This is a genomic window from Brooklawnia cerclae (genome assembly GCF_011758645.1).
In the GTDB taxonomy this organism is placed as follows: Bacteria; Actinomycetota; Actinomycetes; order Propionibacteriales; family Propionibacteriaceae; genus Brooklawnia; species Brooklawnia cerclae.
In genome coordinates this window covers 2458158-2483447 of sequence record NZ_JAAMOZ010000001.1, presented here as the reverse complement: position 1 = coordinate 2483447, position 25290 = coordinate 2458158, and the positions used below count along the sequence as shown (strand labels likewise).

Sequence of the window (25290 nt, the reverse complement as noted above, 5' to 3'; positions counted from 1 at the left end):
CGTACACGGGCCGTAAAACGAGAGCGCTAGAGTGCATGCCAATCCCCGGGTGGACGGGGGTCCAGGCCAATGACTTCAGGAGCCCGAGATGACGTATGTCATTACTTTGCCCTGCGTAGACGTGAAGGATCGCGCCTGCGTGGACGAATGTCCAGTGCAGTGCATCTACGAGGGAGACCGCACCCTCTACATTCATCCGGACGAGTGCGTCGACTGCGGCGCATGTGAGCCGGTGTGCCCCACCGAGGCCATCTACTACGAGGACGACCTGCCCTCCGAGATGCGTGATTGGCGCGATATCAACGCCAAGTTCTTCACCGATCTCGGCTCTCCCGGTGGTGCCGCCCAGCTCGGCCCGACCGGATCCGACGAGCCACGGGTCGCGGCGCTGCCGCCCCAGGGCGAGTGACCAGCCGCTGGACGAGGGTCTCGGCGAAACTACCGGTCTTCCCCTGGGACACTCTCGCAGGGGCGAAGACAACCGCTGCGGCGCATCCCGACGGATTGGTGGACCTGTCCGTCGGGACGCCCGTGGATCCCACCCCGGCGATCGCACGAGAAGCCCTGGCATCCGCGTCCGATGCCCCCGGGTACCCGGCGACCTGGGGAACCCCCGAGTTGCGTACCGCGATCGCCTCGTACATGACGAATCGCTGGGGCTCGGTCGACCTGCCCGATCGCAGCGTGCTGCCCGTGATCGGGACGAAGGAGGTCGTGGCCTGGCTGCCCAGCCAACTCGGTCTCGGCCCCGACGACCTGGTCGTCATCCCCACCGTCGCCTACCCGACCTATGACGTCGGCGCCCGCATCGCCGGATGCCGCGTCCAACTGTGCGACGACCCCGACGAGGTCGAGGGCCGAGCGTCCCTGATCTGGATCAACTACCCCAGCAATCCCCATGGGGCTATGGCGGACGACACTCTGCTCGCGCGTTGGATCGCCCGCGCCCGCGCCGACGGCGCACTGCTGGCCAGTGACGAGTGCTACGCCGAGTTCGGTTGGGACGCGGAGCCGTCGTCCGTGCTCCGCGCCGACCTGTGCGAGGGCTCACCCGAGGGGCTCCTGGTGGTCGGCTCGCTGTCGAAGCGGTCCAACCTCGCCGGCTACCGCGCCGGATACGTGGTCGGTGACGGCGACGCGGTCTCCGAGCTGCTCGAGGTGCGGCGCAACTCCGGGCTGATGGTGCCGACGCCGGTGCAGGCCGCGATGGTCGCCGTCCTCGGCGACCAAACTCACGTGGAGGAGCAGCGCGCCCGTTACCTGCGCCGACGCCAGGTGCTTGGGGAAGCGCTTTCCACCGCCGGATTCCGAATCGACCGTTCAGAGGGTTCGCTCTACCTGTGGGCGACGCGCGGCGAGGACTGCCGCGCCAGCGTCCAATGGCTCGCGGAACGCGGCATTCTCGTGGCGGCCGGTGACTTCTACGGCCCGTCCGGCACGCAGCACGTGCGCGTGGCCCTGACGGCGACCGACGAGCGCGTCGATGCCGCCGCCGACCGGCTCAAGGGCTGACGGCAAAGGCTCTCACAGACATTGGGGTGGATCGTGGGTCGTAGTCGACCTACGATCCACCCCAATGATTTCCGAAGGGCCGGGCTCAACCCCGCAAGGTGATGACGACGGACGCGACGGCGGGCTCGACCGTCTGCCACATGGTGTACTCACCGTCCGCGTTGATCCACATCATGTCGGCGACCTGCACGGTCTCCACGCCCGCCAGAGCCCCGCGGAGCATGGCCAGGTGCGCGACCGACCAGGTGATCGGGTCTCCCGGCGTGGTCAGCTGCAAGGTGAGGCCGTCCAGCGTCCAGGTGACGGCCTCACCGTAGACGCGCGCGAGGAAGTCCGTGATCTCCGAGGCGGCGGCCGGCGTCTCCGACCGGTCGATGCAACTGACCGACGCGGGGGAGTAGCCGGTGAGGGCGCTGGCCCACGCGCGTCCCTTGGTCTCGTGCTGGGCGTAGGCGTCCGGATGTCCCGACAACTGCACCGCCTGGGCGACGTCGTTGATGACGCCGGTGTCCCAGTCGGGCACCTTGACCAGGGCTTCGTAGAACTTCCCCGCGGCGTACCAGGGATCCATGATCTCCTCGACGGTGCCCCAGCCCTGCGACGGCCGCTGCTGGAACAAGCCGATGGAGTCGCGGTCACCGTAGTCGAGGTTGTGGAGGTCGGACTCCTGGTAAGCGGTTACCAGTGCGATCGTCGCCGCCCGGGCCGGCAGCCCGCGCCGGATCGACTCACCGACGATGATGGAGGCGTTGGCGGCCTGTTCCTGGTTGAGGAACGTCGTGAAGCCGTCGACGGTGACCTGGCAGCCCTGCTCCGGCAGGAAGGGAGTGGTCTGTGTCTGGTTGCTCGCCATGCGCGTGACGATAGTGGCGATGATCGCGGCCAGCGCGACGAAGAACGCGACCGTCGCGAGCCCCGACCACCTGCTGAAGGAGGTCGTGCCGCGGCGCTGGCTGCTCATCGTCGCCGCTAGTTGCTGTGCAACGCGTCGTTCAGGACGATCCCCTGCCCCTGGCGTGGCCTGACGACCACAGCTCCGGACTGGGAATCGCGCAGGAACAGGAGATTCGGGACGCCGCTGAGCTCACGAGCCTTGACGACGACACCGTCGGGCAACCCCACCTTCGTCCCGGCCGTCACATACAGCCCGGCCTCGACCACACAGTTGTCGCCGAGCGAGATGCCCAGGCCCGATTCCGCGCCGAGCAGGCAGTCCCGCCCGATCGTCACCATCTCCCTGCCGCCGCCGCTGAGCGTCCCCATGATGGACGCGCCGCCGCCGATGTCGGTGCCCTCGCCGACGACGACACCCTGGCTGATGCGTCCCTCGACCATCGAGCGTCCGAGCGTGCCCGCGTTGTAGTTGCAGAATCCCTCGTGCATGACGGTGGTGCCCTCGGCCAGATGCGCACCGAGCCGGACGCGGGCCCCGTCGGCGACACGTACACCACCAGGGACGACGTAGTCGAGCATGCGGGGGAACTTGTCGACCGACAACACCGTCAGGCCGCCGCGGTGGCCCCGCAGGGTGGCGCGGACGGTCTCGAAGGTCTCCGCGTGGCAGGGGCCGGCTGTCGTCCACACCACGTTGGGCAGGGCGCCGAAGATGCCGTCGAGGTTGATGCTGCGCGGCTTGCGCAGACGATGGCTGAGCAGATGAAGACGCAGGTAGGCGTCCACGGTGTCGGCCGGCGGCGCGTCCAACTCGATGACCTTCTCGATGACCTGGGTGGTCACCTCGCGCGACTGGTCGAAGCTCCGATGGGCCCGCAGCATCGCGGGCGGCTCCGAGCCGGCATCGGGGCGTCCGAGCCGGGGCTCGGGAAACCATGTGTCGAGCACCTGCCCCGACGTGTGGACGCTGGCCAGCCCCCATCCCCAAGCGGTCGTTCCGGATGCGGTCGTGGGGTCGTCCTGCGTTTCGTCGAGCTCGCTCATGGGGCCAACTCTATCGAGACTTGGCGAATCAGTGCGGCGTATTGATTGACGATATTATCGAAAATCGATAGTATCGAAAGTCGATACGCATGTCGGAAGCCGCGGGCGGCACGAGGGGATGGGTATGGCCGGGGAGCGAGGAATAGGTGTCGGGCGACTCCGGCGCACTGTCGACCAAACGCGTGAGGAGTGCTCATGGTTGTTCCGGGGCTATCGGACAGGTGAGTCGGACTACTGGAAGTTGAGCATGTGGGTGATCCTGGTCGTCGCCACTTGGCCCCTGTATAGGTTGGTCGTGGGAATCGGCGAGTGGATCGGCGGCGAACCTCTGCGGTTCACCACCTACGCTCTCGTCGACGCGCCTGCGATGGACGATCCGATGCTCGGTCCCGGTACCACTGCCGTCTATACGGGCGAGGCGATCTTCACAGTCACCGACCCTTCGGTGCTGCAGCGGCTAGCATATCTCGGCCCGAAGGCGATCTCGTGGGTAGTGCTGGCGGTGATCGCCGTGCTCGTCCTGCGGCTTCTGCGCCGCGCGGAAGACGGTCAGCCGTTCACCCGCAGGTCGCTGGTCGACGCGCGATGGACCGGAATCATGCTTGTGGTCTACGGATTGGTCCTACCGGTTGTCCGGTTCTGGTTCTTGATCGTCCTTCTCGGGCAGACACGTAAGGAGTTCGCGGTCGCATTCAGCTTCCGTGACATCACAGTGTGGCCGATGGTGCTCGGGGCAGTCGTCCTCGCCCTGGCACAGGCGATCTACGCTCGCGGGCTCGAACTGACCGAGGACGCGGAGGGGCTCGTCTGATGCCGGTGGAGACCGGGGGCCGGGTGCATTGTCGCCTGGACGAACTGCTGGCCGAGCGCGGCCTGACCCTGACCGCGCTCGCGGACATGGTGGGCATCACTGTGGTCAACCTGTCGATCCTGAAGAACGACCGTGCTCGGGCCATCAAGTTCTCGACCCTGACCGCCATCTGCGAGGCCCTGGGATGCGAGGTCGGGGATCTGCTGGTGGTCAGCCCGGCGCCCCGGCCTGCGTAGGCTGTCGGTCATGGCATTGCCCACCGACAACCTGCTCGCCCTGTTCCGGGCCGTCGTCGACATCGAATCGGTCAGCCGGGACGAGGCGAGGCTCGCCGACGAGGTCGAGGCCACACTCGGAGGGCTCGACCACCTCGAGGTGCTCCGCGACGGCAACGCGGTCGTGGCCCGTACGAACCTCGGACGTCCCGAGCGCGTGATCATCGCCGGGCACCTCGACACGGTGCCCGTGGCAGGCAACCTGCCCAGTCAGGTCTCCGACGGACCCGGCGGGGTGATCGTCCACGGCCGCGGGACCGCCGACATGAAGGGCGGGGTGACGGTCATGCTCTGGCTCGCCCGCCGCCTGGACGCGCCCGCCCGCGACGTGACCTGGATCTTCTACGACTGCGAGGAGATCGACGTCGCGTCCAACGGGCTGGGACGCCTCGTCGCCCATCACCCCGATTGGGTGGCGGGCGCGAGCCTGGCCGTGCTCATGGAGCCGACCAGTGCGCTGATCGAGGGTGGCTGTCAGGGCACGATGCGCTTCGACATCACCACGACCGGCCTTGCCGCGCACAGCGCGCGCTCGTGGCTCGGGCACAACGCCATCCACGACATGGCCGAGGTCATCGACCGGGTACGGGAGTTCGATTGCGGCGAGGTCGAGGTCGACGGGCTCGTCTTCCGGGAGGGGCTCAACGCCACGATGATCCAGGGCGGATTGGCCGGCAACGTGATTCCCGACTCGTGCGAGGTGCAGATCAACTACCGCTTCGCCCCCGACAAGACCGCCGACGAGGCGCTCGCGCTCATGACGCGGTGGTTCGACCGCTGGACGCTGAACGTGCTCGACCTGTCGCCCGCCGCCCGTCCGGGGCTGGACGAGCCCGCTGCGGCCGACTTCGTCGCGGCGGTCGGCGGCGAGCCGCGGCCCAAGTACGGCTGGACGGATGTGGCCAGGTTCTCGTCCCTCGGGATTCCGGCGGTGAATTTCGGCCCGGCGGACTCGGGCAAGGCACACGCGGTGGACGAGTTCTGCCCGGTGTCCGATCTCGACGCCTGTGCCGCGGCTCTCGCGCGCTGGCTCGCCCCGGCGCACAGGCTTGTGTGACACGATTGGGAGTCATGGGTTGGGTCTTCGCCGCGCTGATCGTGGTCGTCATCGGTCTGGCGTTCGTCGCCTCCGCGGGCCGGTTGGGTGAGATGCCCGCCCAGGTGGACGATCGGCCGGTGCCCGCGCTGCCTCAGGATCGCCCACTGCGCGCCGACGACCTCGACGACCTGCGGTTCGCGGTGGTCACACGTGGATACTCCATGGATCAGGTCGATGCCTTCGTGGCCCGCCTGCGCGACGAGATGACCGGCCGAACACCCGATGAGAACACCGAGGCGGACGCCCCCTCCGACGAGGGCGGAGCGGCGACCGAGTTCTCGGCGCCGCGCCGCGCCCAGTCGGGGGCCGACGACACGCCCCGGTGGGACGATCCGGACGACATTCCCGGCGACTGAACGCGTGCGGCCGAACAACGTGGAAAGTTGTGGTTCGAGTACGCACCACAACTTTCCACGTTGATGCCGGTGGCCCGCGGCGGCACCGGGGACCGGGTTTCGAGCCTGCCGCCTGTGCTCGAAATGCGGAATAATGGAATCCGTACGTTCGTCGGACGACAGAAACGAGGATGGTAATGGCCGCGATGAAGCCGCGTACGGGCGACGGACCGATGGAAGTCACCAAAGAGGGCCGCGGGATCGTCATGCGCGTGCCCGTCGATGGCGGCGGCCGGTTGGTGGTCGAGCTCAACGCCGAAGAGGCTGCTTCGCTGCTGGAATGCCTGAAAGGCGTAGTCGGCTGAAGCGGATCTTCCCCACGATCGGCCTTGGCGGGCGGGACCACTCAGGTTGGTCCCGCCCGCCGTGTTATCCGGCGGGGCTCAGTGGCCGGGACGGTCGTGGTATCGGGCGATGGCCGCCTCGTACACCTCGACCGTCTGCTTGGCGATCTTCTCCCAGCTGAACTCGTCGATGCAGCGCTGCCGGCCGGCTCTGCCCATGGCCGCCGCGCGCTGCGGATCGCGGGTCAACTCGTTGATGCGGTCGGCGAACTCCTCCTCGAACCGCGCCACGTAGTCGGCGTCGTCGGCCTGCGCCGGGTCGTAACCGACGAGCAGCCCGGTCTTCCCGTCGGCCACGACCTCGGGGATGCCGCCCACCGCCGAGGCCACGACCGGGGTCTGCGCCGCCATGGCCTCCAGGTTCACGATGCCCAGTGGCTCGTAGATCGATGGGCAGGCGAAGACGGTCGCGTGGCTGAGCACCTGACGAACCCCTTCGCGGGGGGTCATCTCGCTCACCCAGATGGCGTCGTCCCCCTTGACCTGTTTCAGCCGGTCGAATGCCGTCGCGAACTCCTGCTTGATCTCCTCGGTGTCGGGGGAACTGGCCATCAGCACGACCTGGGTACCCTCGTCCAGCCGGGTGGCGGCTCTCACCAGATGCACGAGCCCTTTCTGGCGGGTGATGCGCCCGACGAACACGACCGAGGGACGATCGAGGTCGATCCCGAACCGATCGCAGAAATCGTGTGCCTCGTCCAGGTAGAACTCGGTGGTGTCGATGCCGTTGAGGACGACGTGCACTTTGCCCGGGTCGAGTTGCGGGTAGCAGCGCAGGATGTCGTCCCGCATCGCGGAGCTCACGCCGATGATCGCGTCGGCCTGCTCGTAGGCGGTGCGCTCGGCCCAGCTCGACAGCTCGTACCCGCCACCCAGCTGCTCGCGCTTCCAGGGGCGCAACGGCTCCAGCGAGTGCGCCGTGATGACGTGCGGCACCGACTTGTAGACCCCGCCCAGCAGGCCGGCCAGGTTCGCGTACCACGTGTGTGAGTGGACGACGTCGACGTCGGGCAGAGACGCCACCATCGACAGGTCGGCGCCGAAGACCTTCAGCGCATTGTTGGCGCCGGGCGGGTACTCCTCGCGGTGGGCAGTCGCGCCGGGCCTGTCGTCGCCCATGCACTGCACGTCGACATCGACGAGCTGTGCGAGCCGGGGGACGAGCTGCCCCACATGGACACCGGCGCCGCCATAGATGGAAGGAGGGTATTCGCGGGTGAGGACGGAAACGCGCATGCCTCGATGCTCGCACACCGTGCGCACCCGATGGAATCAGCCTCACCCGGCACGTTGGCTCCGGAGTCTTGGCAATTTGCGCATTCGCTTGTGGTCCCAGCCTCAACCCCCTAGGTTCGTGCCATGGCCACGCCCAAGATCCTGTCCATCATCCTGGCCGGCGGTGAGGGGAAGCGCCTGATGCCCCTCACTGCAGACCGGGCCAAGCCCGCAGTCCCTTTCGGGGGCACCTACCGGCTCATCGATTTCGCCTTGTCGAACATGGTCAACTCCAACCTGACCAAGGTCGCGGTCCTCACCCAGTACAAGTCGCATTCGCTCGACCGACACATCTCGATCGCCTGGCGCATGTCGAACATGCTCGGTAACTACATCACGCCGGTTCCGGCCCAGCAGCGTCGCGGGCCCCACTGGTTCCAGGGAAGTGCCGATGCGATCTACCAGTCGATGAACCTGATCAACGACGAGGACCCCGACTACATCGTGGTCGTCGGGGCCGACAACATCTACCGCATGGACTTCATGCAGATGGTCCATGCCCATATCGACTCCGGCCTGGACGCGACGGTCGCCGCCATCCGCGTCCCGCGCTCCGAGGCGTCCGCGTTCGGCATCATCGACTCCGGCGCCGACCGGGTCATCGAGCGCTTCCTGGAGAAGCCGTCCGACCCGCCGGGCCTGGTCGACTCGCCCGACGAGTCGTTCGCGTCCATGGGTAACTACGTGTTCACCCGCAAAGCCCTGGTCGACATGCTCGAGTTCGATGCGCACAACCAGGAGTCCAAGCACGACATGGGCGGCAACATCATTCCCGCCTTCGTCACGAAGGGGGACTGCGGCGTCTACGACTTCACCGACAACGAGGTACCGGGCGCCACGGAGAAGGACCGCAACTACTGGCGCGACGTCGGCACCATCGACGCATTCTTCGACGCGCACATGGACCTCATCTCGGTCGTGCCGGAGTTCAACCTCTACAACAACGACTGGCCGATCCTGACCTCGCAGATGCAACTGCCCGGTGCCAAGTTCACCCTGCACGGCACCGCCGAGAGCTCGATCGTCACCAGCGGCTGCATCATCTCGGGTGGGGACGTCGACCACAGCGTCCTGAGCCCGGGGGTGAGGGTCGAGGACCACGCGTCCCTCGATCGCTGCATCGTGATGAGCCAGGCGCGCATCGGCCGCAACTGCATCCTGCGCAATGTCATCCTCGACAAACACGTCGTGGTGGCCGACGGGGTGCACATCGGGATCGACCGGGAGGCGGACGAGGCCCGCGGCTTCCACGTGTCGCCCAACGGGGTGACCGTGGTGCCCAAGAACGCCGAGGTCACCCTCGCGGGATAGGCCCATCGGGGACGCACAACGATGAACGGCGCCGACCCTCTTGTGGGGGCCGGCGCCGTTCGCCCGGTGGTGGTCAGTTCCTGACGGCTGCGAGCAGGCCCTCACCCAGGGGCAGCAACACAGGGGTGAAGGCGTCGTTGCCGGTGACGGCCGCGAGCGCCTCGCGGATGATGACGGACTCGTCGGACTCGTCGGTGGGGTCGGCCACGAGGTTGTGCCACAGTGCGTCGTTGGCGACGACAACCCCGCCGCGGCGCAGCAGGCGCTCGGCCTGGGCGATGTACTCGACGTATTCGAGCTTGTCGCCGTTGATGAGGACGAGATCGTAAGCGCTGTCGCGCAGGTTGTTGAGCACGTCGAGCGGCGAACCCGGGATGAGCCGGAACCGCCGCGTGGCGATGCCCTGGGCGCCGAACGCCTGCTTGGCCGACAACTGCCAATCGGCCTCCGAGTCGATGCTGGTGAGGACGCCGTCGGGATTCATGCCGGCGAACATCGCCAGGCCCGAGGTGCCGGTGCCGGTGCCGACCTCGACGACGGCCTTCGCGTCGAGCACGCGGCACAGGAACGTCAGCGCGGTGGTCACCCCGTTGGACGGAGTCGGTGCACCGGCGGCGAGAGCTTCGTCGCGTGCGGAGCGCACCGGCTCCGGTGCGGGCACGAAGTCCTCGGCGGTGGCCAGCGAACGCTCGTTGAGCAGAAAGATCTCACTCACGCGGCCAGCCTAGCCGTACCTCGGCGCGGAGTTGGCTTCCGCCGGACCGGTCGCTAATATCCGGCGTGAACCCTGTTCCATGACGCAACGCATCGGCTGTTGTGCAACGCATGGATTGTTGTGCAACGCTTCGGGCGAGGCGCGATGGATTAGGCGGTAGCGGCACGTCTGGTCTGATACAACCGACCCCCAGGGGTACGACCCATGCATCATCGCCCGTACACCGATGTCCACTTGCGTTTTCACAGCCGCAAGCCCGATCCCGACGAGTTCGTCGAGCGCTACCTGGCGCCGTTGCACGAGATGAACGCGATGTACGGAGAGGTGGTATGGCTGGTCTTCCGGGGTATGACCGTGCCCGCCGCGTTGATCGACGAGATGTGCATGTGGGAGCAGTACCTGCTGGAGGCCAGGCCGGTGAGCGGGGAACTCATACGCCGCATCGAGAACGTGCCGGCCGACTCGGAGGATCTGCGGAACCGTCGTCTCGGGCAGTTCTTCTTCGTGCAACTCAGCCAGGAGCAGCTATGGGCCTTCGACGTCCTCGTTCAGTGGCACACGCAGGTCATGACGCGGCGCCCCACGAGCGCCGATTGGCGGAGCGCCTGGACGGAGACGGCGCTCAGGGCCGCGAAGTTCGCTGACATCCAGCGTGACGCGTCGAATCACCCCGAGTACTTCTCGAAGGAGAGCGAGGGCGTCCGCGGCTTCCGGCAGGGCCTGCTGACGGAGTTCGACACCATCATCTCGCTCCAGTACATGTGCATGAAGCATCCCGAGTATCTCGTCATGGCGGCCCCGGCGCAGTTCGAGGACTGGAACGCCAAGTACAACGTCGACTTCCTCGTCCTTCGCATGACGGACGGCCAGGTCATCGGCGTCCAGGCCAAGAGCGTGGTGAGAGACGAGCACGTCGCGAGATACGACAAGAAGAGGGTGCTTCTGTGGGACGCCCGCAACGACATGGAGGAGACCGAATGGCGCCAGACCAGTCCGAAGTGGGCCACCATGCGTGAGGTGGTGCAGCCGGGATTGGTCTCGACGAGCGCCGCGGCCTCGATCACCTGGAAGTACCTTCTCGCTCGTTACGGGATGAAGATCGACCCGGAGACCAGCCGCCGCCTCACCCTCGCCAAGCAACAGACCAAACGGCCCGGGCACATGCTCGAGGTCGCGGCCCGGCACGCCTACGCGCGGATCGAGGACAAGCTCGGACCGGTTCGCACCCATCGCGGATCGGCCTCATAGCGCGTGCCGGTGCGCCCGATCGCTTCCCGGGCCGGAGTGGACGAGGAACGGGCGATGGTGGTGAATGCCTAGCATGGTTCCCATGAGCGAACCGATACTTGGTCGGCTGATGACCGCCATGGTGACGCCCCTCGATGGCGACGGGGCCGTCGACCTCAAGCGGGCGCAGCAACTGGCGAGCAGGCTGGTGGACGAACAGCGCAACGACTGCGTCCTGGTGAACGGGACGACGGGGGAGGCCCCGACGACGTCGGACGAGGAGAAGGCCGCGCTGGTTTCGGCGGTGAAGGAGGCCATCGGCGATCGGGCGAAGGTGCTCGCCGGTGTCGGTACGTTCGACACGGCGCACTCGGTGGAACTCTGCAGGCAGGCAGCGATGGCCGGGGCCGACGGCCTGCTGGCGGTCACCCCGTACTACTCGCTGCCCCCGCAGGACGCGCTGGTGGCGCACTTCCAGACCCTCGCCGGTGCGACCGACCTGCCCATGGTGCTCTACGACATTCCCCACCGCGCCGGGCGTCCCATCGAGACCGCCTCGCTGCTGGAACTCGCCCGGCACCGCAACATCGTCGGCGTCAAGGACGCCAAGAACGACATCGTCGCGTCCGCCCAGGTGATGGCGCAGACCGACCTGGCCTACTACGCCGGGGACGACGCCAAGGTGCTGCCGCTGCTCGCGGTCGGCGCCGTGGGCGTCGTCGGCACGTCGACCCACTTCACCGGACGCCGCACCCGGCAGTTGCTCGACGCCTGGCTGGCAGGCGACAGGGACGAGGCCCTGCGCGTCTACCGCGCTCTGCTGCCGGTGTACACCGGGGTGTTCGCGACCCAGGGCGTGATGCTGGTCAAGGCCGGGCTGGCGCACCAGGGCTTCCCGGTGGGCGGGCTGCGCGAGCCGTTGCGTCCCGCGTCGGACGAGCAGGCCGCGGCGTTCGCCGCCGTCCTGGACGCCGCCGACCTCTGAGCGCCGGATCGGGGAGATCAGCGTCAACGTGGAAAGTTGTGGTGCGTAGTCGAACCACAACTTTCCACGTTGACGATGCCGGGCCGCGTCGGTGGCCCTTCTTGGCCAGGTTCGGTCTGCCGGGCTAGCCTGTCAGAGTGGTTCCGATGGAGATCTTTGGCATCGGCAGCGCCGAGTTCGTGCTGCTGCTGGTGCTCGCGGTCATCATGTTCGGGCCCGAGAAGCTTCCCGAGGTATCACGGAGGGCGGCGCGGATCGTCCACTTCGTGCGGGCTTTCGCCAACCAGGCCACCAACCAGTTGAAGGACGAGTTGGGGCCCGAGTACAAGGATCTCAAGCCGTCCGACCTCAACCCCAAGACGTTGGTGAGCAAGCTGCTGCTGGCCGACGTGGAGAACGACCTCAACGACATCAAACGCGAGCTCGACGGGGTCAAGGCCGACCTCAACGGCTCGGCCGCCGACGTCGGCCAGGCGAGGTCCGAGGTGAAGACCATCGTCGGCTCCACCACACAATCGCAGGCGACAGGCAGTGAACCGGCCGCACCTGCCACGGTGACACCGCTGGTGGCCTGGGACTCGGAGGCAACATGAGCGACACACGCGGAATCACCGACCTGGGCGTCCTGCTGCGCGACATGACCCCCGTGCTGTCACCCGATCCGATGGTGTACGCCGTGACGGACGATGTGCCGAGCGGATGCCTACCGTTCGCGACGGTTCGCGAGCCCGAGGGGCTGACACTCGTGCTGACCAGGGACGAGGCGGATGCCCTCGGCTTCGCCCACGACTACGTGGCCGCGCTCATCACCCTTCAGGTGCATTCCGCACTCGAGGCGGTCGGGCTGACCGCGGCCGTCGCCACGGCCCTGGCAGAGGCGGGCATCAGTTGCAACGTCATCGCGGGGGCGTTCCATGATCACCTGCTCGTCGGCTGGGACCAGCGGGAAGACGCGGTGGCGGTGCTGCGCGGCCTGGGCTGAGCCCCAGCACGTCACGCAGTCCCGCGGCCGTGACCGGCCCCGTGTCCCCGGCGTCGAGGGCCGCGTCCAGGGCGAGTTCGAGCGGTCGCAGCACGTCGAGGCGGATGCTGCCCGAACCCTGACGGTAGTACTCGAAGAGTTCCTGTAGCGCGTCCGCGGTCACCACGGTGGTGCGATCGTGGCCCGGGCTCAGCTCGAACCCGATCCGCCGGTCGAGGACGCGTCCGAGCCCGGAGGCATCCGGGACACGTGGCAGGACGATGGGCCGCACGACGTCGCGGGCTGGTTCGAACGTCTCGTCCAGGGCATCGGGCTGGACGGCGAGAACGGCGGCGACCGACAGCGATTCGGCGAGAATGCGCGGCACCTGGCGCCAGAACCGCGTCCGGGCGTCCCGGGCCTCGCCACCGCTGCCCAGCCACTGGTCGAGGTCGTCGAACACGAGCACCGGTTCGAGCCCGCGATCGCGGACGAGTTGCAGCACGCCCCGAAGCTCCGCGAGCCGGTCGCGGCTCGACGGACGATCGCCGGACAGCGCGTCGACGACCTCGCGGGCAAGTTCCAGCCGTAGCTGGAGCCCGGTCGTCGGGTCGATCACCGAGGGTGCCACGATCGTCTTGCGGGACGAACGGCTCCGCGTCCGCGGCTTGGGACGGGTGAACGTGCGGTCGCCCGCGAAGTTGCGCTGGGCCGCGTCCCGGATGACATCACCGAGCTGCTCGACGAACTCGCCCGGGTCGGTGAGCAACGCCATGCGTTCGTCACGGACGGGGAAGACGATCGGCAGGAAGACGCGGGAGTTCTCGTTGGCCGACCCCTCGCCCTCGGGGCCGAGCACGTACTCGATGACGCTGGTCTTCCCCGACCCCATCGCCCCGACCAGCGCCACCTGCCGTTGCCGCAGCAGATCACGGCGGAGCCGGGCCTCGACGCCGCGCTTTCCCGTGAGCGCGTCGAAAGTCACGTGGTAGAAGCCGAGGAGCGCGGGGGTCGCCGGACGCGGCCGCAACGCCTTCGCTGATTCCAGCCGGGCCAGGTCGGAGGCGGTCATGGCGACATTCTCGCATCAGCATCCGGTCGTCCGGCCCGAGACGCTGGTCGAGTTGTGCCGGCCGTGGGCCGTTGAGCTTGTCGAAAAGCGACGGATGCCCGGCGGGTTGTCGTCCGGATCGGGCTTCCCGCTCTGGCCGTGGGTCGTTGAGCTTGTCGAAACGACGGATGCGGGGGAGGTGGCGACCCCTTCGACAGGCTCAGGGATCGTGTGGGGGTGGGTGGTGATCCCTTCGACAGGCTCAGGGGTCGTCCCTTCGACAGGCTCAGGGGTCGTGTGGAGCAGGCTCAGGGATCGTCCCTTCGACAGGCTCAGGGGTCGTGGTGGGCGGCATCAGGAGGTCATCAGGTTGAGCGGGCGACCCACCAGTGAGGGACGGGCGGCGGCGATCCGCTCGGCCAGCGAGCCGATCGCCTGCGCGGCGGGCAGGTCGGGGAAGGCGACGACTATCGGGGCCTGATGTTCGGTGTCGGCGCCCATGGCGGTGTCCATCGGGATCTGCGCGAGCAGCGGCACCTCACGGGCGAGGCGGTCGGTGAGCGCGTCCGCGGTCTGCTGGCCGCCACCGGCCCCGAACAACTCGATGCGATGCTGCTTGCCGCAGTGGGGGCAGGTCGTCTCGTACCAGCTCATGTTCTCGACGACGCCGATGACGTTCTGGTGCACCATCGAGCCCATCGTCCCGGCCCGCTCCGAGACCACGGCGACGCTGGGCTGCGGGGTGGTGACGACGATCATGTCGCTGCCCGGGAGCTTCTGGCCGATGGACAGGGCGACGTCACCCGTGCCCGGGGGCAGGTCGATAAGGAAGAAGTCCAGGTCTCCCCAGAACACGTCGCTGAGCAGTTGGGTGAGAGCGCGGTCGAGGATCGGGCCACGCCAGGCGATCACCTGGTCGCGGGACTCCTTCAGCATGCCCATGCTGATGACCTTGAGCACCGCGGTCTTGCCGTCGGCCGACACGAACTCCACCGGCACGGGCAGGATCATCGAGTCGACGACGGTCGGGCGCGCGTCCTCGGACAGACCGAGCAGGTCGGGCACCGAATGGCCGTAGATGTCCGCGTCCAGCAGACCCACCGAGTGCCCGAGCCGGGCGAGGGCGAGGGCGAGGTTGACGGTGACCGAACTCTTCCCGACCCCGCCCTTGCCGGACGCGATGGCGATGACCTTCGTCAGGCTGCCGGGCTGCGCGAACGCGATCACGGGCTCGGGGTGCCCGCCGCGCAGTTTGGCGGTGAGCTGTGCGCGCTGTTCGGCGTTCATCGACCCGATCTGCAACTGCACCCCGGCAACGCCATCGACCTTCGCCAACGCCGTCTGTACGTCACGTTCGATCGTGCTGCGCAGCGGGCACCCCGACACGGTCAGCAGCACGGACAGGTGGACGACACCCTCGCCGTCGATCTCCAGTTCGTCGACCATGCCCAGGTCGGTGATGGGACGGCGGATCTCGGGATCGATGACGGTCTCGAGCGCGGCCATCACGGCGGGGCGCAGCGGGTGTTCGTGGGTCACGCCCACATGACTACGCCAACCCGGGCGCCGATTTCAAGTTGTTGCCCATCGGCGTCACGTCGTGTTCCGGACCCGGCGTGACGCTCCGTCCGGGGTCGGGCGAGCTAGTGCTCGTCCGGCGGCTCGTCGGCCCGTTCCAGCTCCTCCAGCAGGTCGCGCAGTTGGTCACGGATCTCGGATCGGATGAAGTCGCGCGTCGCGAGCTCGCCGACACCGCTGCGCAGGGACGCGATCTCGCGCGCGAGGTAGTCCATGTCTGCCCGGCTCTGGGCCGAGATGCGCCGGTCCTCGTCCAGGCTCATCCGGTCGCGGTCCTCCTGCCGGTTCTGCGCGAGCAGGATCAGCGGAGCCGAGTAGGCCGCCTCGATCGACAGCATGAGGGTCAGGAGGATGAACGGGTTCTCGTCGAACCGGATCGAGGCCGGGGCGACGGCGTTGAACACGATCCAGGCGGCGATGAACACCGTCATCCACATGATGAACGCCGGGCTGCCCATGTAGCGGGCGATCCACTCGGCGAAGCGTCCGAACGACTCCTGATCGAATCGCATCCGGCGCGGCCACTGGAAGCCCGAGCGGGGCCCGGGCGTGCTCAGGCGGTCGTCGTCCGCCCACTTGTCGTCAGCCACCGTTCACCTCCCCGGCCATGGCGCCGTCCTGCCCGTCCATCTGTTCACCGCGCCAGTCGGGGGGCAACATGTGGTCGAGCACATCGTCCACCGTCACGGCACCCACCAGCTGGCCCTGAGGGTTCACCACCGGCGCGATGACGAGGTTGTACGTGGCGAAGAAGCGACTCACCCGGTACAGATCGGCGTCGGGGGGCAGCGGCTCCAGGTCGGCGTCGACGAGGGAGCCCAGCAGCAGGCTGGGCGGCTCTCTCAAGAGACGCTGGACGTGGACGGCGCCGATATATCGGCCCGAAGGCGTGTCGTGGGGCGGGCGGGTGATGAACACCATGGACGCCAGTGCCGGTGTCAGTTCCGGGTTGCGGAGCCGCGACAGGGCGTCGGCCACCGTGGCGTCGGCGCCGGTGACCACCGGCTCGGGAGTCATCATGCCGCCCGCGGTCAGCTCCTCGTACATCAGAAGATTGCGGACGTCGGCGGCCTCCTCGGGCTCCATGCGGCTGAGGAGTTCCTCGGCCAGCTCGTCGGGCAGGTCGTGGATGAGGTCGGCGGCGTCGTCCGGGTCCATCTCGTCGAGCACGTCGGCGGCGCGTTCCACTTCGAGAGCCCGCAACAGGTTGACCTGCTCGTCCTCGGGCAGCTCCTGGAAGGCGTCGGCCAGCTGCTGGTCGTCCAGGGCACTGGCCACCTCGGCGCGGCGCTCGGGCTCCATGTCGTGGAGCTCGCGGGCGACGTCGGCGGGCTTCATGTCGACGAGTTGGGCGAGCTTGGTGTCGTTGGCCTGCTCGGCGCCCTGCACCAGGTCGCCGACCTCTGCCCAGCCGACGATCACCATCGGCCCCTTGGCGCCGATGCGCAGGCGCCGTCCGGTCGGCACCTCACGCAGAGCCACCTCGTGGAGCTCCCACTCGCGGTTGCGCACCTGGTGGATGGACACGTCGAAGATCGTCGACTTCTTGCCGCTGCGCACCACCTCGCGGTCGAACAGGTCGTCGATCACCAGCACCTCGCTGGAGCGACGCTGGAACCGGCGCGTGTCGACCTGGCCGGTGATGGTCACCTGCGCGGCGTCGATGGCATGCACCCGGAGCATGGGGACGAAGATCCGGCGTTGCGCGAACAGTTCGATGGTCAGTCCCCGCACTCGTGGCCGGGCCCCCAGCCTGGGCTGTACGACCACGTCGCGCACCTTGCCGACGGGGTCGCCAGCGGCATCCATGACCTGCATTCCCTGCAGCCGGCTGATGAAGACCGAAGACGCGCTGTTCACGAGGCAAGCCTAGCGACGCGCGCCCGCGATGGGCTTCGGCCGACGCCCTGCGCGCCCCGGTCGGACGCCGGTTGCCCCGGCGCCCCTAGACTGATCGGGTGACAAGCCAACGATCGCCTCGTCAGTTCCGTGCCAGGCGCACCGTCCTCGCGGTGCCCGGCAGCTCCGACAGGTTCATCGCGAAGTCCCGGGGGCTCGACGTCGACGCGCTGTTCCTCGACCTGGAGGACGCCGTGGCGCCGGCCGCCAAGCAGGAGGCGCGGGCCCGGATCATCCGTGAGCTCAACGCGGGCGGCTGGCGATGCCCGACCCTGACCGTCCGCGTCAACGACTGGGGCACGCCGTGGACGACGGCCGACGTGCTCGAGGTCGTCGCGGGCGCGGGCCGGCACATCGACGCGATCGTGCTGCCCAAGGTGCAGTCGGCTGCCCAGGTGGTCGCGCTCGACCTCGTGCTCGGGCAGGCTGAGGCCTCCGCGGGCCTGCCGGTGGGTGACATCGGCATCGAGGTGCAGATCGAGGACGCGCTGGGCCTGCGGGAGGCGGACGCGATCGCCGCGTCGAGCCCGCGTCTCGAATCGCTGGTGTTCGGCCCCGGCGATTTCATGGCGTCCATGGGCATGCGGGGCCTGTCGGTGGGCAGCCGGCTCGACGGGTACGACGCCGATGCCTTCCACTACGTGCTGTCGCGGATCCTCGTGGCCGCGCGGGCCTGCGGCCTGCAGGCCATCGACGGGCCGTACGTGTCGATTCGCGACGCCGAGGGGTTCCGTACGTCGGCCGCCCGGGCTGCGGCGCTCGGCTACGACGGCAAGTGGGTGTTGCATCCCGACCAGGTGGCCGCGGGCAACGAGATCTTCACGCCGGACGAGGCCCAGGTGGTCCGCGCCCGGCGCATCATCGAGGCCTATGCACGGGCCACCGACGTCGCCGGTGGGGCGGTGGGTGCGATCGTCGTGGACGACGAGATGGTCGACGAGGCGGGCGTCAGGCTCGCTCGCGCCATCCTGGCGAAGGGCGGCAGGGACTGACGACCGGGCCGCGTTCGCGCAACGCACAGAGATTCCACATCTACGGACTCCACGGGGGTCCGAACCCGCCGCGTAGGCTGGATAAGAACACGGAGGTCCGCCCATGTCGATGAATCAGGCATCATCTCTTCCTTCCGCGAGCGATGTGCTCAAGCTGAGGCGCCCGATGTCGGTCGCCATCTACGACGAGTACGCGGACGCCCAGCGTGCGGTCGACTACCTGGCCGACCGGCAGTTCCCTGTGGCCAACCTGGCCATCGTCGGCACCGACCTGAAGAGCTTCGAGAAGGTCACCGGTCGCATGACATGGGGACGCATCCTGCTCGCGGGATTCCTCAACGGCATCATGTGGGCGGGCATGTTCGCGATCATCATGTGGATGCTCAACCCCTCGATGAGCCTCGTCAACGCCCTGATCATCGCCCTTGTCGGCTTTGGTCTGGTCGGTATGGGCATGTCGGCGATCCAGTACCGCATGCGCGGCGGAGCCCGCGACTACACCTCGATGACCGGCATCATCGCCACGCATTACGAGGTGCTGGCCGAGTCGGACTTCGCCGACCGCGCACGGCATCTGCTCAGTGGTGGCCAGGCCCGCCGGACGCGGGAGGTCTCGTCGTCCCCGCAGGCACAACCCGCCCCGCAGCCGACGGCCCAGACCGCGCAGGCGGCTCCGGTCGATCTCGGTACCCTGCCGCCACCCTTCGGCCAGCGGCCGAGCGATCCGGCATCCGGAGTCGGGGCGTGGGGAACCGCGCCCCAGCAGCCGGTCGTGGGCGCCCAGACCGGATCGGTGTCGGGGTGGGGGCAGTGGGGTGCGCCGGCACAGTCGGCCCCGGTGCCCGGCGCCCAGACCGCCGCACCGCAGCCCGCCGGAGCCCAACCGGCTCCGCCGGAACCGTCCGCTCCGGCGACGGGCCAGGACTCCGCTCGTCCGAATGCGGCGGAACTGCCCTACGGCCAGTACTGGAACGCGCAGGGTTCCCAGGGCATCGGCGATCTGCCGGAGAGCCTGCGTGGACACGATGAGACGCCGGACGAGGAGGACGACACCCCCGCCTCCAGCGGTGAGGATCGTCCCCGGGACGAGTCGGCCGGCCAGCAGGGGACCGGCCAGGCCTGAGCCGGGCCCCCAGCCCCTCCGCGAAGGAGAGAGCCGAGGGCCGTCCGCCGGGGCGGACGTTCCGTCGGCTCAGCGCCCCAGCAGCCCCGCCATCCATGCCTCCACGTCGTCCGCCGAACGCGGAAGCTGATCGGACAGGACCGCGCAGCCGTCGTCCGTGATGACGATGTCGTCCTCGATGCGCACCCCGATGCCACGCAACTCGTCCGGGACGAGCAGGTCTGTCGACTTGAGGTAGATGCCCGGCTCGACGGTGATGACCATGCCGGGCTGCAGGATGCCCTCGCGATAGTTCTCACGGCGGGCCTGCGCGCAGTCGTGCACGTCGAGGCCGAGGTGATGGCTCGTCCCGTGCACCATCCAACGGCGGTACTGGCCGCCGGTCTCGGGATCGAGCGCCTGCTCGGCGCTCACCGGGAGCAGCCCCCACTCCTCGAGATGTCGGGCGACCACGGCGACGGCGGCGTCGTGGACCGCCCTGAACGGCACGCCCGGCCCGGCCGCCTCGATGCCGGCCTGCTGGGCCTCCAGGACGGCGTCGTAGACCTTCCGCTGGGCAGGGGTGAAGGTGCCGCTGACCGGCAGCGTGCGGGTGACGTCGGCCGTGAACAGGCTGTCGAGCTCGACGCCGGCGTCCATCAGCATCAGCTCGCCCTCGTGGAGCTCGCCGTCGTTGCGGATCCAGTGCAGCGTGTTGGCGTGGTCGCCGGCCGCGGCGATGGTGTCGTAACCGACCGCGTTGCCCTGATGGCGTGCGTGCAACCCGAAGATGCCCTCGACCCAGCGTTCGCCGCGTCCGTACGCGACGGCGTTGGGAAGCTCGCGGACGACGGCCTCGAAGCCCGCCGCGGTGGCCAGACACGCCTGCCGCAGCTGATCGATCTCGAAGTCGTCCTTGACCATCCGGAGCTCCGACAAGGTGGTCGCGAACTCGGCGTCGCCGGTGTCGTCGCGTCCCCGCCATTTGTCGAGCCGGTCGGCCAGCGCCGGATTCGCCTCGCGCAGGATGTGGATCGGGGTCTGGGAGGCCATCTTCTGGATCTCGAGCTCGAGGTCGGCGATGTCGGCGCAGCGCAACTGACCGAGGGCCGACATCTCCTCGAGCGACTCGCGCTGGCCCACCCACATCTCGCCGTAGCGTGCGTCGGCGTAGAACTCCGGATCGGTGCGCGGCACCCGCGGGTGGAAGTAGAGCGTCGCCTCGTGCCCGCCCGCGGCCGGCTCCAGCACCAGCACGGCGTCCGGCTCACGGTCGGTGCCCAGGCCGGTGAGCCACGTGAACGCCGAGTGGGGGCGGAATCGGAAGTCGCAGTCGTTGTTGCGCACCTTCAGGCCACCCGCCGGGACGATCAGCCGTTGCCCCGGGTAGCGCTGCGAGAGGCGTCTGCGATGGGACGCCGCGGCCACCGCACCGGGAAGAGCCGTGGGCAGTTCCGGGTCGTAGGGCGCCCAGTCCTTGCAGATGAACTGCTTGAACTCCTCCGAGAATGGCACCTGACGATTCGGCAGTGCCGAACGTCGCTCGCTCACCATGTCGCCTCCGCTTCAGTCTCGACACCCGACGCCCGCGTCGGGATCACGGTTCGATCCTAGGCGCACCGCAAACGCTAGGGTCTAGCCCATGACAGACCTGTACATCGTCCGGCACGGCGAGACGGAGTGGAGCAAGAGCGGTCAGCACACCTCGGTGACCGAGTTGGAGCTCACCTCGGCCGGGCGCGAGCAGGCGTCCCGGCTGAACGGATGGCTTGATCCGGCGGATTTCGACCTCATCCTGTGCTCGCCTCGCACGCGGGCCCAGCAGACCGCCCGGCTGGCCGGGTTCGACAGCTTCGAGATCGACGAAGACCTGGCCGAGTGGGACTACGGCGATCTTGAGGGGCGGACGAGCGCCGAGATCCGCCAGCTCGTCCCCGGATGGCGAATCTGGACGGATTTCGTCCCCGGCGGGGAACAACAGACCGATGTGGTCGCGCGGATGACGCGCGTGATGAACCGGACGAGGTTCTCCGGCCATCGCAAGGTGATCGCGTTCGGCCATGGGCATGCGATGCGCGTCCTCGCGACATGCTGGATCGGGTTGCCCATCGCCAAGGGCGCGTCGCTGCCGCTGCAGACCGGGACGGTGTCGATCCTGGGGTACGAGAAGGAGACTCCGGCCATCGTCCGCTGGAACGCCGCCCCCGGGGCCTAAGACGCCGGGACGGGCATTGACGCACCCGCTCGGACGGCTGGGTAGGCTGCACTCCATGCATGCTGACCCGGGCGCCCAGAAAGCGCTGTTGCAGATCGCCGAACTCGACAAGCAGGCCGCGCAACTGCGGCATCGCAAGGCGACGCTGCCCGGGAACGTGGAACTCAAGGAACTGGCCACGAGACGAGCCAGGCTGGGTGAGCAGATCGTCGCCGTGCAGACGCGGATCAGCGACGCCGAGGTCGATCAGGCCCGGGTGGAATCGGATCTGACCCCGGCGCGGGCGCGGCTGGAGCGCAATCGCAAGACGATCGACGAGGGCAAGATCGGCGCGAAGGCGCTGCGCGCGATGATCGACGAGACCGACCACCTGCTCGGGCGCATCTCGAACCTGGAGGACCAGGAACTCGACGTCATGCAGATCGTCGAGGACGCGACCGCCGACCGTGACCGTCTGACCACCGAGCGGGCGCAGGTCGAGGACGAGATGCGGGGCCTACTGGCCACGCGCGACGTGAAGGCGCGCGAGGTGGACGCCGAGCTGACCGGGCTCGAGACCAGGCGCTCCGTCCAGGTGGGGAAGCTGCCCGCGGACCTCGTCGCGCTCTACGAACGGATCGCGGCGCGGTCGGGCACGGGGGCCGCCGAACTGCGGGGCCGCCGCTGCGGCGGCTGCGGCCTGGAACTGGACAACACCGAACTCAAACGCATCGCTTCCGCATCGGCGGACGAGGTCGTCACCTGCGAGGAGTGCGGACGCATCCTCGTGCGGTAGGTCGGCGCTCCTCGAACCGGTCGAGAGGACGTGTGCCAGGGCTTCGACAGGCTCAGCCGGCGTTGTGGTGGGCTCGCCCGGTGGTCCTTGAGCTTGTCGAAAGGGTTTCGACGGGCTCAGTCGGGGTTGTGGTGGGCTCGCCTGGTGGTCCTTGAGCTTGTCGAAAGGGTTTCGACCGGCTCAGTCGGTGTTGTGCCTGGTTCACCGGTCGATCGTCTGACGTGCCTCGATCAGGTCGAGGAGGTGCTTGAGGCGGTCGCGGTCCTCCGGGGTCAGGGGTTCGAGGAGCCGGTGCTGCTCGGCCGCACGGATCTCGGCGCTCTGCCGGGCCACCTCGGTGCCGGCCTCGGTGAGGGTGAGCAGGGTCGCGCGCCGATCGTCCGGGTCAGGAGAGCGCGCCACCCATCCGGCGTTGACGAGGTCGTCGACCACCTGGGTGGCCGACCTTGGGACGATGTGCAGGCATTCGGCCAGGACGGACGGGCGGATGGGTGCCTCCCGGGCGACGAGCCTGAGCGCGCGAGCCTGGTGGGGTGACAGCCCCAGGGGTGCCAGCGCCCGGGCGTTCGAGTGCCGCAGGCGCCGCGAGATGCGCACTAGTTGCTCGATCGGGTCGGCGTCCGGCGTCGCGGTGGGTGTCGTGTTCGTGTCAGGCATCTGTCTTGTCCTTGACCATTTAATGAGGTAAACTCTCAATGAGTAAGACGCTCAGTGTGCTAACCCCAGCATATAGGGATCGGGAACACCCGAGCGAATTCAAGGAGGTTCCCTTGTCAGATTTCATTGATTCATCGAACGGCGGCGGGCCGCCGCGCGGTCCCCAGCGCATCGATCCGGCAGATCGTGCCCAGCTGGCCGAATCGCCCGTCCCCGCCCGCCGTGTGTTCGCGCTCTTCGCCCCCCACTCGGGCAGCATGCTGGTGCTGCTCGTGATCATCGTCGTCGCCGCCGTGATCGGTATGGCGCAGCCCTTCCTGACCCGCACGGTGATCGACGAGGCGCTGCCCGACCGCGACGTCCGGCTGCTCGTGTGGTCGGTCGTCGGGATGGTCGCGATCGCCTTGGTGACCGCGGTGCTCGGTGTGTGGCAGACCTGGCTGGCCAACGCCGTCGGGCAACGCGTCATGCACGGCTTGCGCGTCCGGGTCTTCGATCATGTGCAGAGCCAGTCCATGGCCTTCTTCAAGCGCACGCGCGGTGGCGAGATCCAATCGCGGCTGGTGAACGACATCGCCGGCCTGCAGTCCATGCTCACGACGGCCGCCACCTCGGTCGCCACGAACTTCACCAGCGCCATCGCCACCGCCGTGGCCATGGTGGCCCTCGACTGGCGGCTCTCGCTGCTCAGCCTGATCGTCCTGCCACCGGCCATCTGGCTCACCCGGCGCGTGGCGCTCGTGCGCCGCGACATCACCACACAGCGGCAGCGCATGATGGCCAACCTGCATGCTCAGGTGGACGAGGCTCTCAGCGTCAACGGCGCACTCCTCGGCAAGACCCTCGGCGTGAGCGCCCTGAGGTCGGCTGATTTCGCCCAGACCTCCGACAGCCTCGTCGACCTCGACATGCGCTCCCAGCTGGCCGGACGCTGGCGCATGGCGACGATGAACGTCGTCTTCGCCGCGCTACCTGCCCTGATCTACCTGGCCGCAGGCCTGACCAACACCGCGGGCGAACTGTCGATCGGCACCATCGTGGCCTTCACGACGCTCCAGACGAGCATCTTCCGCCCGATCATGGGCCTCATGGGAGTGGGCGCGCAGTGGGTGTCGTCCCTGGCCCTGCTGAGCCGCATCTTCGGCTACCTCGACCTCCCGGTGGAGGTCGCCCCTCCGGCCGACCCGGTGGAGGTGGACGTCGCGTCCGTGCGTGGCGAGGTGCGGTTCGACCACGTCGGATACCGCTACCCCGACGGCGACGTCGAGGTGCTCAGCGACATCGACCTGCGGATACCGGCGGGCGGTTCGATCGGATTGGTGGGCGCCACCGGCTCGGGGAAGTCGACCGCGGCCTCGCTCGTGTCGCGCCTGGCAGACCCCACCTCCGGGCGGATCACGATCGACGGCATCGACCTGCGCGACCTCGCGCCGGACGACCTCGCGTCCATCGTGGGCGTCGTCAGCCAGGAGACCTACCTCGTCCACGACACCATCCGGGAGAACCTGCTGCTCGCGCGCCCCGGAGCACACGATGATCAGCTGTGGTCGGCACTGACCACGGCGCGGGTCGACGACGTCGTCCGCGCCCTGCCCGACGGCCTCGACACCGTCGTGGGCGCACGCGGGCACCGGTTCAGTGGCGGCGAGCGCCAGCGCATCGCGGTCGCCCGGACGCTGCTGCGCGACCCCCGCGTCCTCGTCCTGGACGAGGCGACCAGCGCGCTGGACAACGAGACCGAGCGTGAACTGCAGGCCGCGCTGGACGCCCTGACGCAGGGACGCACCACCTTGACGATCGCCCATCGCCTGAGCACCGTGCAGGACGCGGACGAGATCGTCGTCCTCGAGGGTGGCCACATCGTCGAGCACGGCACGCACGCGCAGCTGATGGCCTTCCACGGACGCTACGCGCATCTCGCCGGGGAACAGGATTCCGAGCCCGCCCCGGTGGCGATCGCCGGCTGAGCGTCCCGCCCCCGGCTGCCCGTCCCGCTCCGGCCACCTGCCCCGTCGGCATGGCAAGCGGGCCCCGACCTTTTCCGCGCGCCAAATCGTCTCTCGCGCGCGAAATTTCGATCGCGGCAAGCGATTCAGCGCGCGGGAAGGCAAGGCGGAGCCGACACGGCGCCGCAGGAGGACGCGTCCGGCGGATGCGGGGCAATACGGATGCG

27 protein-coding genes are annotated in these 25290 nt (G+C 68.4%); 17 read left to right on the top strand and 10 right to left on the bottom strand.

Going from position 1 to position 25290, the window contains the following annotated elements; genetic code table 11:
• Nucleotides 1-88: 88 nt before the first annotated feature.
• Together fdxA and dapC are read left to right on the top strand one after the other, a co-directional pair.
• Nucleotides 89-409 (top strand): ferredoxin, encoded by a 321-nt coding sequence (fdxA, locus tag FB473_RS11550; protein WP_167167758.1) that lies wholly within the window; start codon nt 89-91, stop codon nt 407-409.
• Nucleotides 406-1512, top strand: a complete 1107-nt coding sequence (dapC, locus tag FB473_RS11545) for a succinyldiaminopimelate transaminase (protein ID WP_208390797.1) — start codon at nt 406-408, stop codon at nt 1510-1512. The genes fdxA and dapC overlap by 4 nt, the downstream gene beginning before the upstream one ends.
• A gap of 85 nt (nt 1513-1597) precedes the next feature.
• On the opposite strand, the gene FB473_RS18490 is transcribed toward dapC, so the two are convergent.
• Nucleotides 1598-2473, bottom strand: coding sequence for a hypothetical protein (locus FB473_RS18490; RefSeq protein WP_167167755.1), 876 nt, complete (start codon nt 2471-2473; stop codon nt 1598-1600).
• A gap of 8 nt (nt 2474-2481) precedes the next feature.
• Nucleotides 2482-3450 carry a 2,3,4,5-tetrahydropyridine-2,6-dicarboxylate N-succinyltransferase gene (gene dapD / locus FB473_RS11535; protein WP_167167752.1) on the bottom strand — a complete coding sequence of 323 codons (969 nt, stop codon included), beginning with the start codon at nt 3448-3450 and terminating at the stop codon, nt 2482-2484.
• A 247-nt stretch (nt 3451-3697) separates the two neighbouring features.
• Between dapD and FB473_RS11530 the strand changes: the two genes are divergently transcribed.
• The 5 genes from FB473_RS11530 to FB473_RS11510 all read left to right on the top strand — a co-directional run bounded on the left by FB473_RS11530 (nt 3698) and on the right by FB473_RS11510 (nt 6335).
• Nucleotides 3698-4261, top strand: a complete 564-nt coding sequence (locus FB473_RS11530; RefSeq protein WP_167167749.1) for a DUF2975 domain-containing protein — start codon at nt 3698-3700, stop codon at nt 4259-4261.
• Nucleotides 4261-4497 (top strand): helix-turn-helix domain-containing protein, encoded by a 237-nt coding sequence (locus FB473_RS11525; protein WP_167167746.1) that lies wholly within the window; start codon nt 4261-4263, stop codon nt 4495-4497. Before FB473_RS11530 ends, FB473_RS11525 begins: the two co-directional genes overlap by 1 nt.
• A 10-nt stretch (nt 4498-4507) precedes the next feature.
• Nucleotides 4508-5593, top strand: coding sequence for a succinyl-diaminopimelate desuccinylase (gene dapE / locus FB473_RS11520; protein ID WP_167167743.1), 1086 nt, complete (start codon nt 4508-4510; stop codon nt 5591-5593).
• Nucleotides 5594-5607: 14 nt separating this feature from the next.
• The gene (locus FB473_RS11515) at nt 5608-5991 is read left to right on the top strand and encodes a DivIVA domain-containing protein (RefSeq protein ID WP_167167740.1); all 384 of its coding nucleotides are present in this window, start codon (nt 5608-5610) and stop codon (nt 5989-5991) included.
• Between the two features lie 176 nt (nt 5992-6167).
• Nucleotides 6168-6335 (top strand): DUF3117 domain-containing protein, encoded by a 168-nt coding sequence (locus FB473_RS11510; protein WP_167167737.1) that lies wholly within the window; start codon nt 6168-6170, stop codon nt 6333-6335.
• 78 nt (nt 6336-6413) lie between these two features.
• Here FB473_RS11510 and glgA read toward each other — a convergent pair whose 3' ends face one another.
• Nucleotides 6414-7610 (bottom strand): glycogen synthase, encoded by a 1197-nt coding sequence (glgA, locus tag FB473_RS11505; RefSeq protein ID WP_167167734.1) that lies wholly within the window; start codon nt 7608-7610, stop codon nt 6414-6416.
• A 123-nt stretch (nt 7611-7733) separates the two neighbouring features.
• On the opposite strand from glgA, the gene glgC reads away from it, so the two are divergent.
• Nucleotides 7734-8960: a glucose-1-phosphate adenylyltransferase gene (glgC, locus tag FB473_RS11500; protein ID WP_167167731.1), complete on the top strand. Its 1227-nt coding sequence runs from the start codon at nt 7734-7736 to the stop codon at nt 8958-8960.
• A 73-nt stretch (nt 8961-9033) separates the two neighbouring features.
• On the opposite strand, the gene FB473_RS11495 is transcribed toward glgC, so the two are convergent.
• Nucleotides 9034-9675, bottom strand: coding sequence for a class I SAM-dependent methyltransferase (locus FB473_RS11495; protein ID WP_167167727.1), 642 nt, complete (start codon nt 9673-9675; stop codon nt 9034-9036).
• Between the two features lie 204 nt (nt 9676-9879).
• On the opposite strand from FB473_RS11495, the gene FB473_RS11490 reads away from it, so the two are divergent.
• The 4 genes from FB473_RS11490 (at nt 9880) to FB473_RS11475 (ending at nt 12869) form a co-directional block, all read left to right on the top strand.
• Complete coding sequence (locus FB473_RS11490) at nt 9880-10923, top strand: hypothetical protein (protein ID WP_167167724.1); 1044 nt, start codon at nt 9880-9882, stop codon at nt 10921-10923.
• 82 nt (nt 10924-11005) lie between these two features.
• Nucleotides 11006-11887: a 4-hydroxy-tetrahydrodipicolinate synthase gene (dapA, locus tag FB473_RS11485; RefSeq protein WP_167167721.1), complete on the top strand. Its 882-nt coding sequence runs from the start codon at nt 11006-11008 to the stop codon at nt 11885-11887.
• Nucleotides 11888-12033: 146 nt separating this feature from the next.
• Nucleotides 12034-12480: a sec-independent translocase gene (locus FB473_RS11480; RefSeq protein ID WP_208390533.1), complete on the top strand. Its 447-nt coding sequence runs from the start codon at nt 12034-12036 to the stop codon at nt 12478-12480.
• Complete coding sequence (locus FB473_RS11475; RefSeq protein WP_167167715.1) at nt 12477-12869, top strand: ACT domain-containing protein; 393 nt, start codon at nt 12477-12479, stop codon at nt 12867-12869. Before FB473_RS11480 ends, FB473_RS11475 begins: the two co-directional genes overlap by 4 nt.
• Here FB473_RS11475 and FB473_RS11470 read toward each other — a convergent pair.
• The 4 genes from FB473_RS11470 to FB473_RS11455 all read right to left on the bottom strand — a co-directional run bounded on the left by FB473_RS11470 (nt 12784) and on the right by FB473_RS11455 (nt 17337).
• Nucleotides 12784-13920 (bottom strand): hypothetical protein, encoded by a 1137-nt coding sequence (locus FB473_RS11470; protein ID WP_167167711.1) that lies wholly within the window; start codon nt 13918-13920, stop codon nt 12784-12786. The genes FB473_RS11475 and FB473_RS11470 overlap by 86 nt on opposite strands.
• A gap of 333 nt (nt 13921-14253) precedes the next feature.
• On the bottom strand, nt 14254-15438 hold the full coding sequence (locus tag FB473_RS11465) for a P-loop NTPase (protein ID WP_167167708.1): 1185 nt from the start codon (nt 15436-15438) through the stop codon (nt 14254-14256).
• A 104-nt stretch (nt 15439-15542) separates the two neighbouring features.
• Nucleotides 15543-16067: a DUF1003 domain-containing protein gene (locus tag FB473_RS11460; RefSeq protein WP_341770106.1), complete on the bottom strand. Its 525-nt coding sequence runs from the start codon at nt 16065-16067 to the stop codon at nt 15543-15545.
• Complete coding sequence (locus FB473_RS11455; RefSeq protein ID WP_167167705.1) at nt 16060-17337, bottom strand: magnesium transporter MgtE N-terminal domain-containing protein; 1278 nt, start codon at nt 17335-17337, stop codon at nt 16060-16062. Before FB473_RS11455 ends, FB473_RS11460 begins: the two co-directional genes overlap by 8 nt.
• Nucleotides 17338-17435: 98 nt before the next feature.
• Between FB473_RS11455 and FB473_RS11450 the strand changes: the two genes are divergently transcribed.
• Nucleotides 17436-18368 (top strand): aldolase/citrate lyase family protein, encoded by a 933-nt coding sequence (locus tag FB473_RS11450; protein WP_167167687.1) that lies wholly within the window; start codon nt 17436-17438, stop codon nt 18366-18368.
• Between the two features lie 103 nt (nt 18369-18471).
• Nucleotides 18472-19491 (top strand): general stress protein, encoded by a 1020-nt coding sequence (locus FB473_RS11445; RefSeq protein ID WP_208390532.1) that lies wholly within the window; start codon nt 18472-18474, stop codon nt 19489-19491.
• A 69-nt stretch (nt 19492-19560) separates the two neighbouring features.
• Here FB473_RS11445 and FB473_RS11440 read toward each other — a convergent pair whose 3' ends face one another.
• Nucleotides 19561-21024 (bottom strand): aminopeptidase P family protein, encoded by a 1464-nt coding sequence (locus FB473_RS11440; protein ID WP_167167675.1) that lies wholly within the window; start codon nt 21022-21024, stop codon nt 19561-19563.
• Nucleotides 21025-21112: 88 nt separating this feature from the next.
• On the opposite strand from FB473_RS11440, the gene FB473_RS11435 reads away from it, so the two are divergent.
• Nucleotides 21113-21685: a histidine phosphatase family protein gene (locus FB473_RS11435; protein ID WP_167167673.1), complete on the top strand. Its 573-nt coding sequence runs from the start codon at nt 21113-21115 to the stop codon at nt 21683-21685.
• A gap of 55 nt (nt 21686-21740) precedes the next feature.
• The gene (locus FB473_RS11430; RefSeq protein WP_167167671.1) at nt 21741-22460 is read left to right on the top strand and encodes a zinc ribbon domain-containing protein; all 720 of its coding nucleotides are present in this window, start codon (nt 21741-21743) and stop codon (nt 22458-22460) included.
• 201 nt (nt 22461-22661) lie between these two features.
• On the opposite strand, the gene FB473_RS11425 is transcribed toward FB473_RS11430, so the two are convergent.
• Nucleotides 22662-23117: a MarR family winged helix-turn-helix transcriptional regulator gene (locus tag FB473_RS11425; protein ID WP_167167669.1), complete on the bottom strand. Its 456-nt coding sequence runs from the start codon at nt 23115-23117 to the stop codon at nt 22662-22664.
• Nucleotides 23118-23230: 113 nt separating this feature from the next.
• Between FB473_RS11425 and FB473_RS11420 the strand changes: the two genes are divergently transcribed.
• Nucleotides 23231-25084, top strand: coding sequence for an ABC transporter ATP-binding protein (locus FB473_RS11420; protein ID WP_243863546.1), 1854 nt, complete (start codon nt 23231-23233; stop codon nt 25082-25084).
• Nucleotides 25085-25290: the final 206 nt, after the last annotated feature.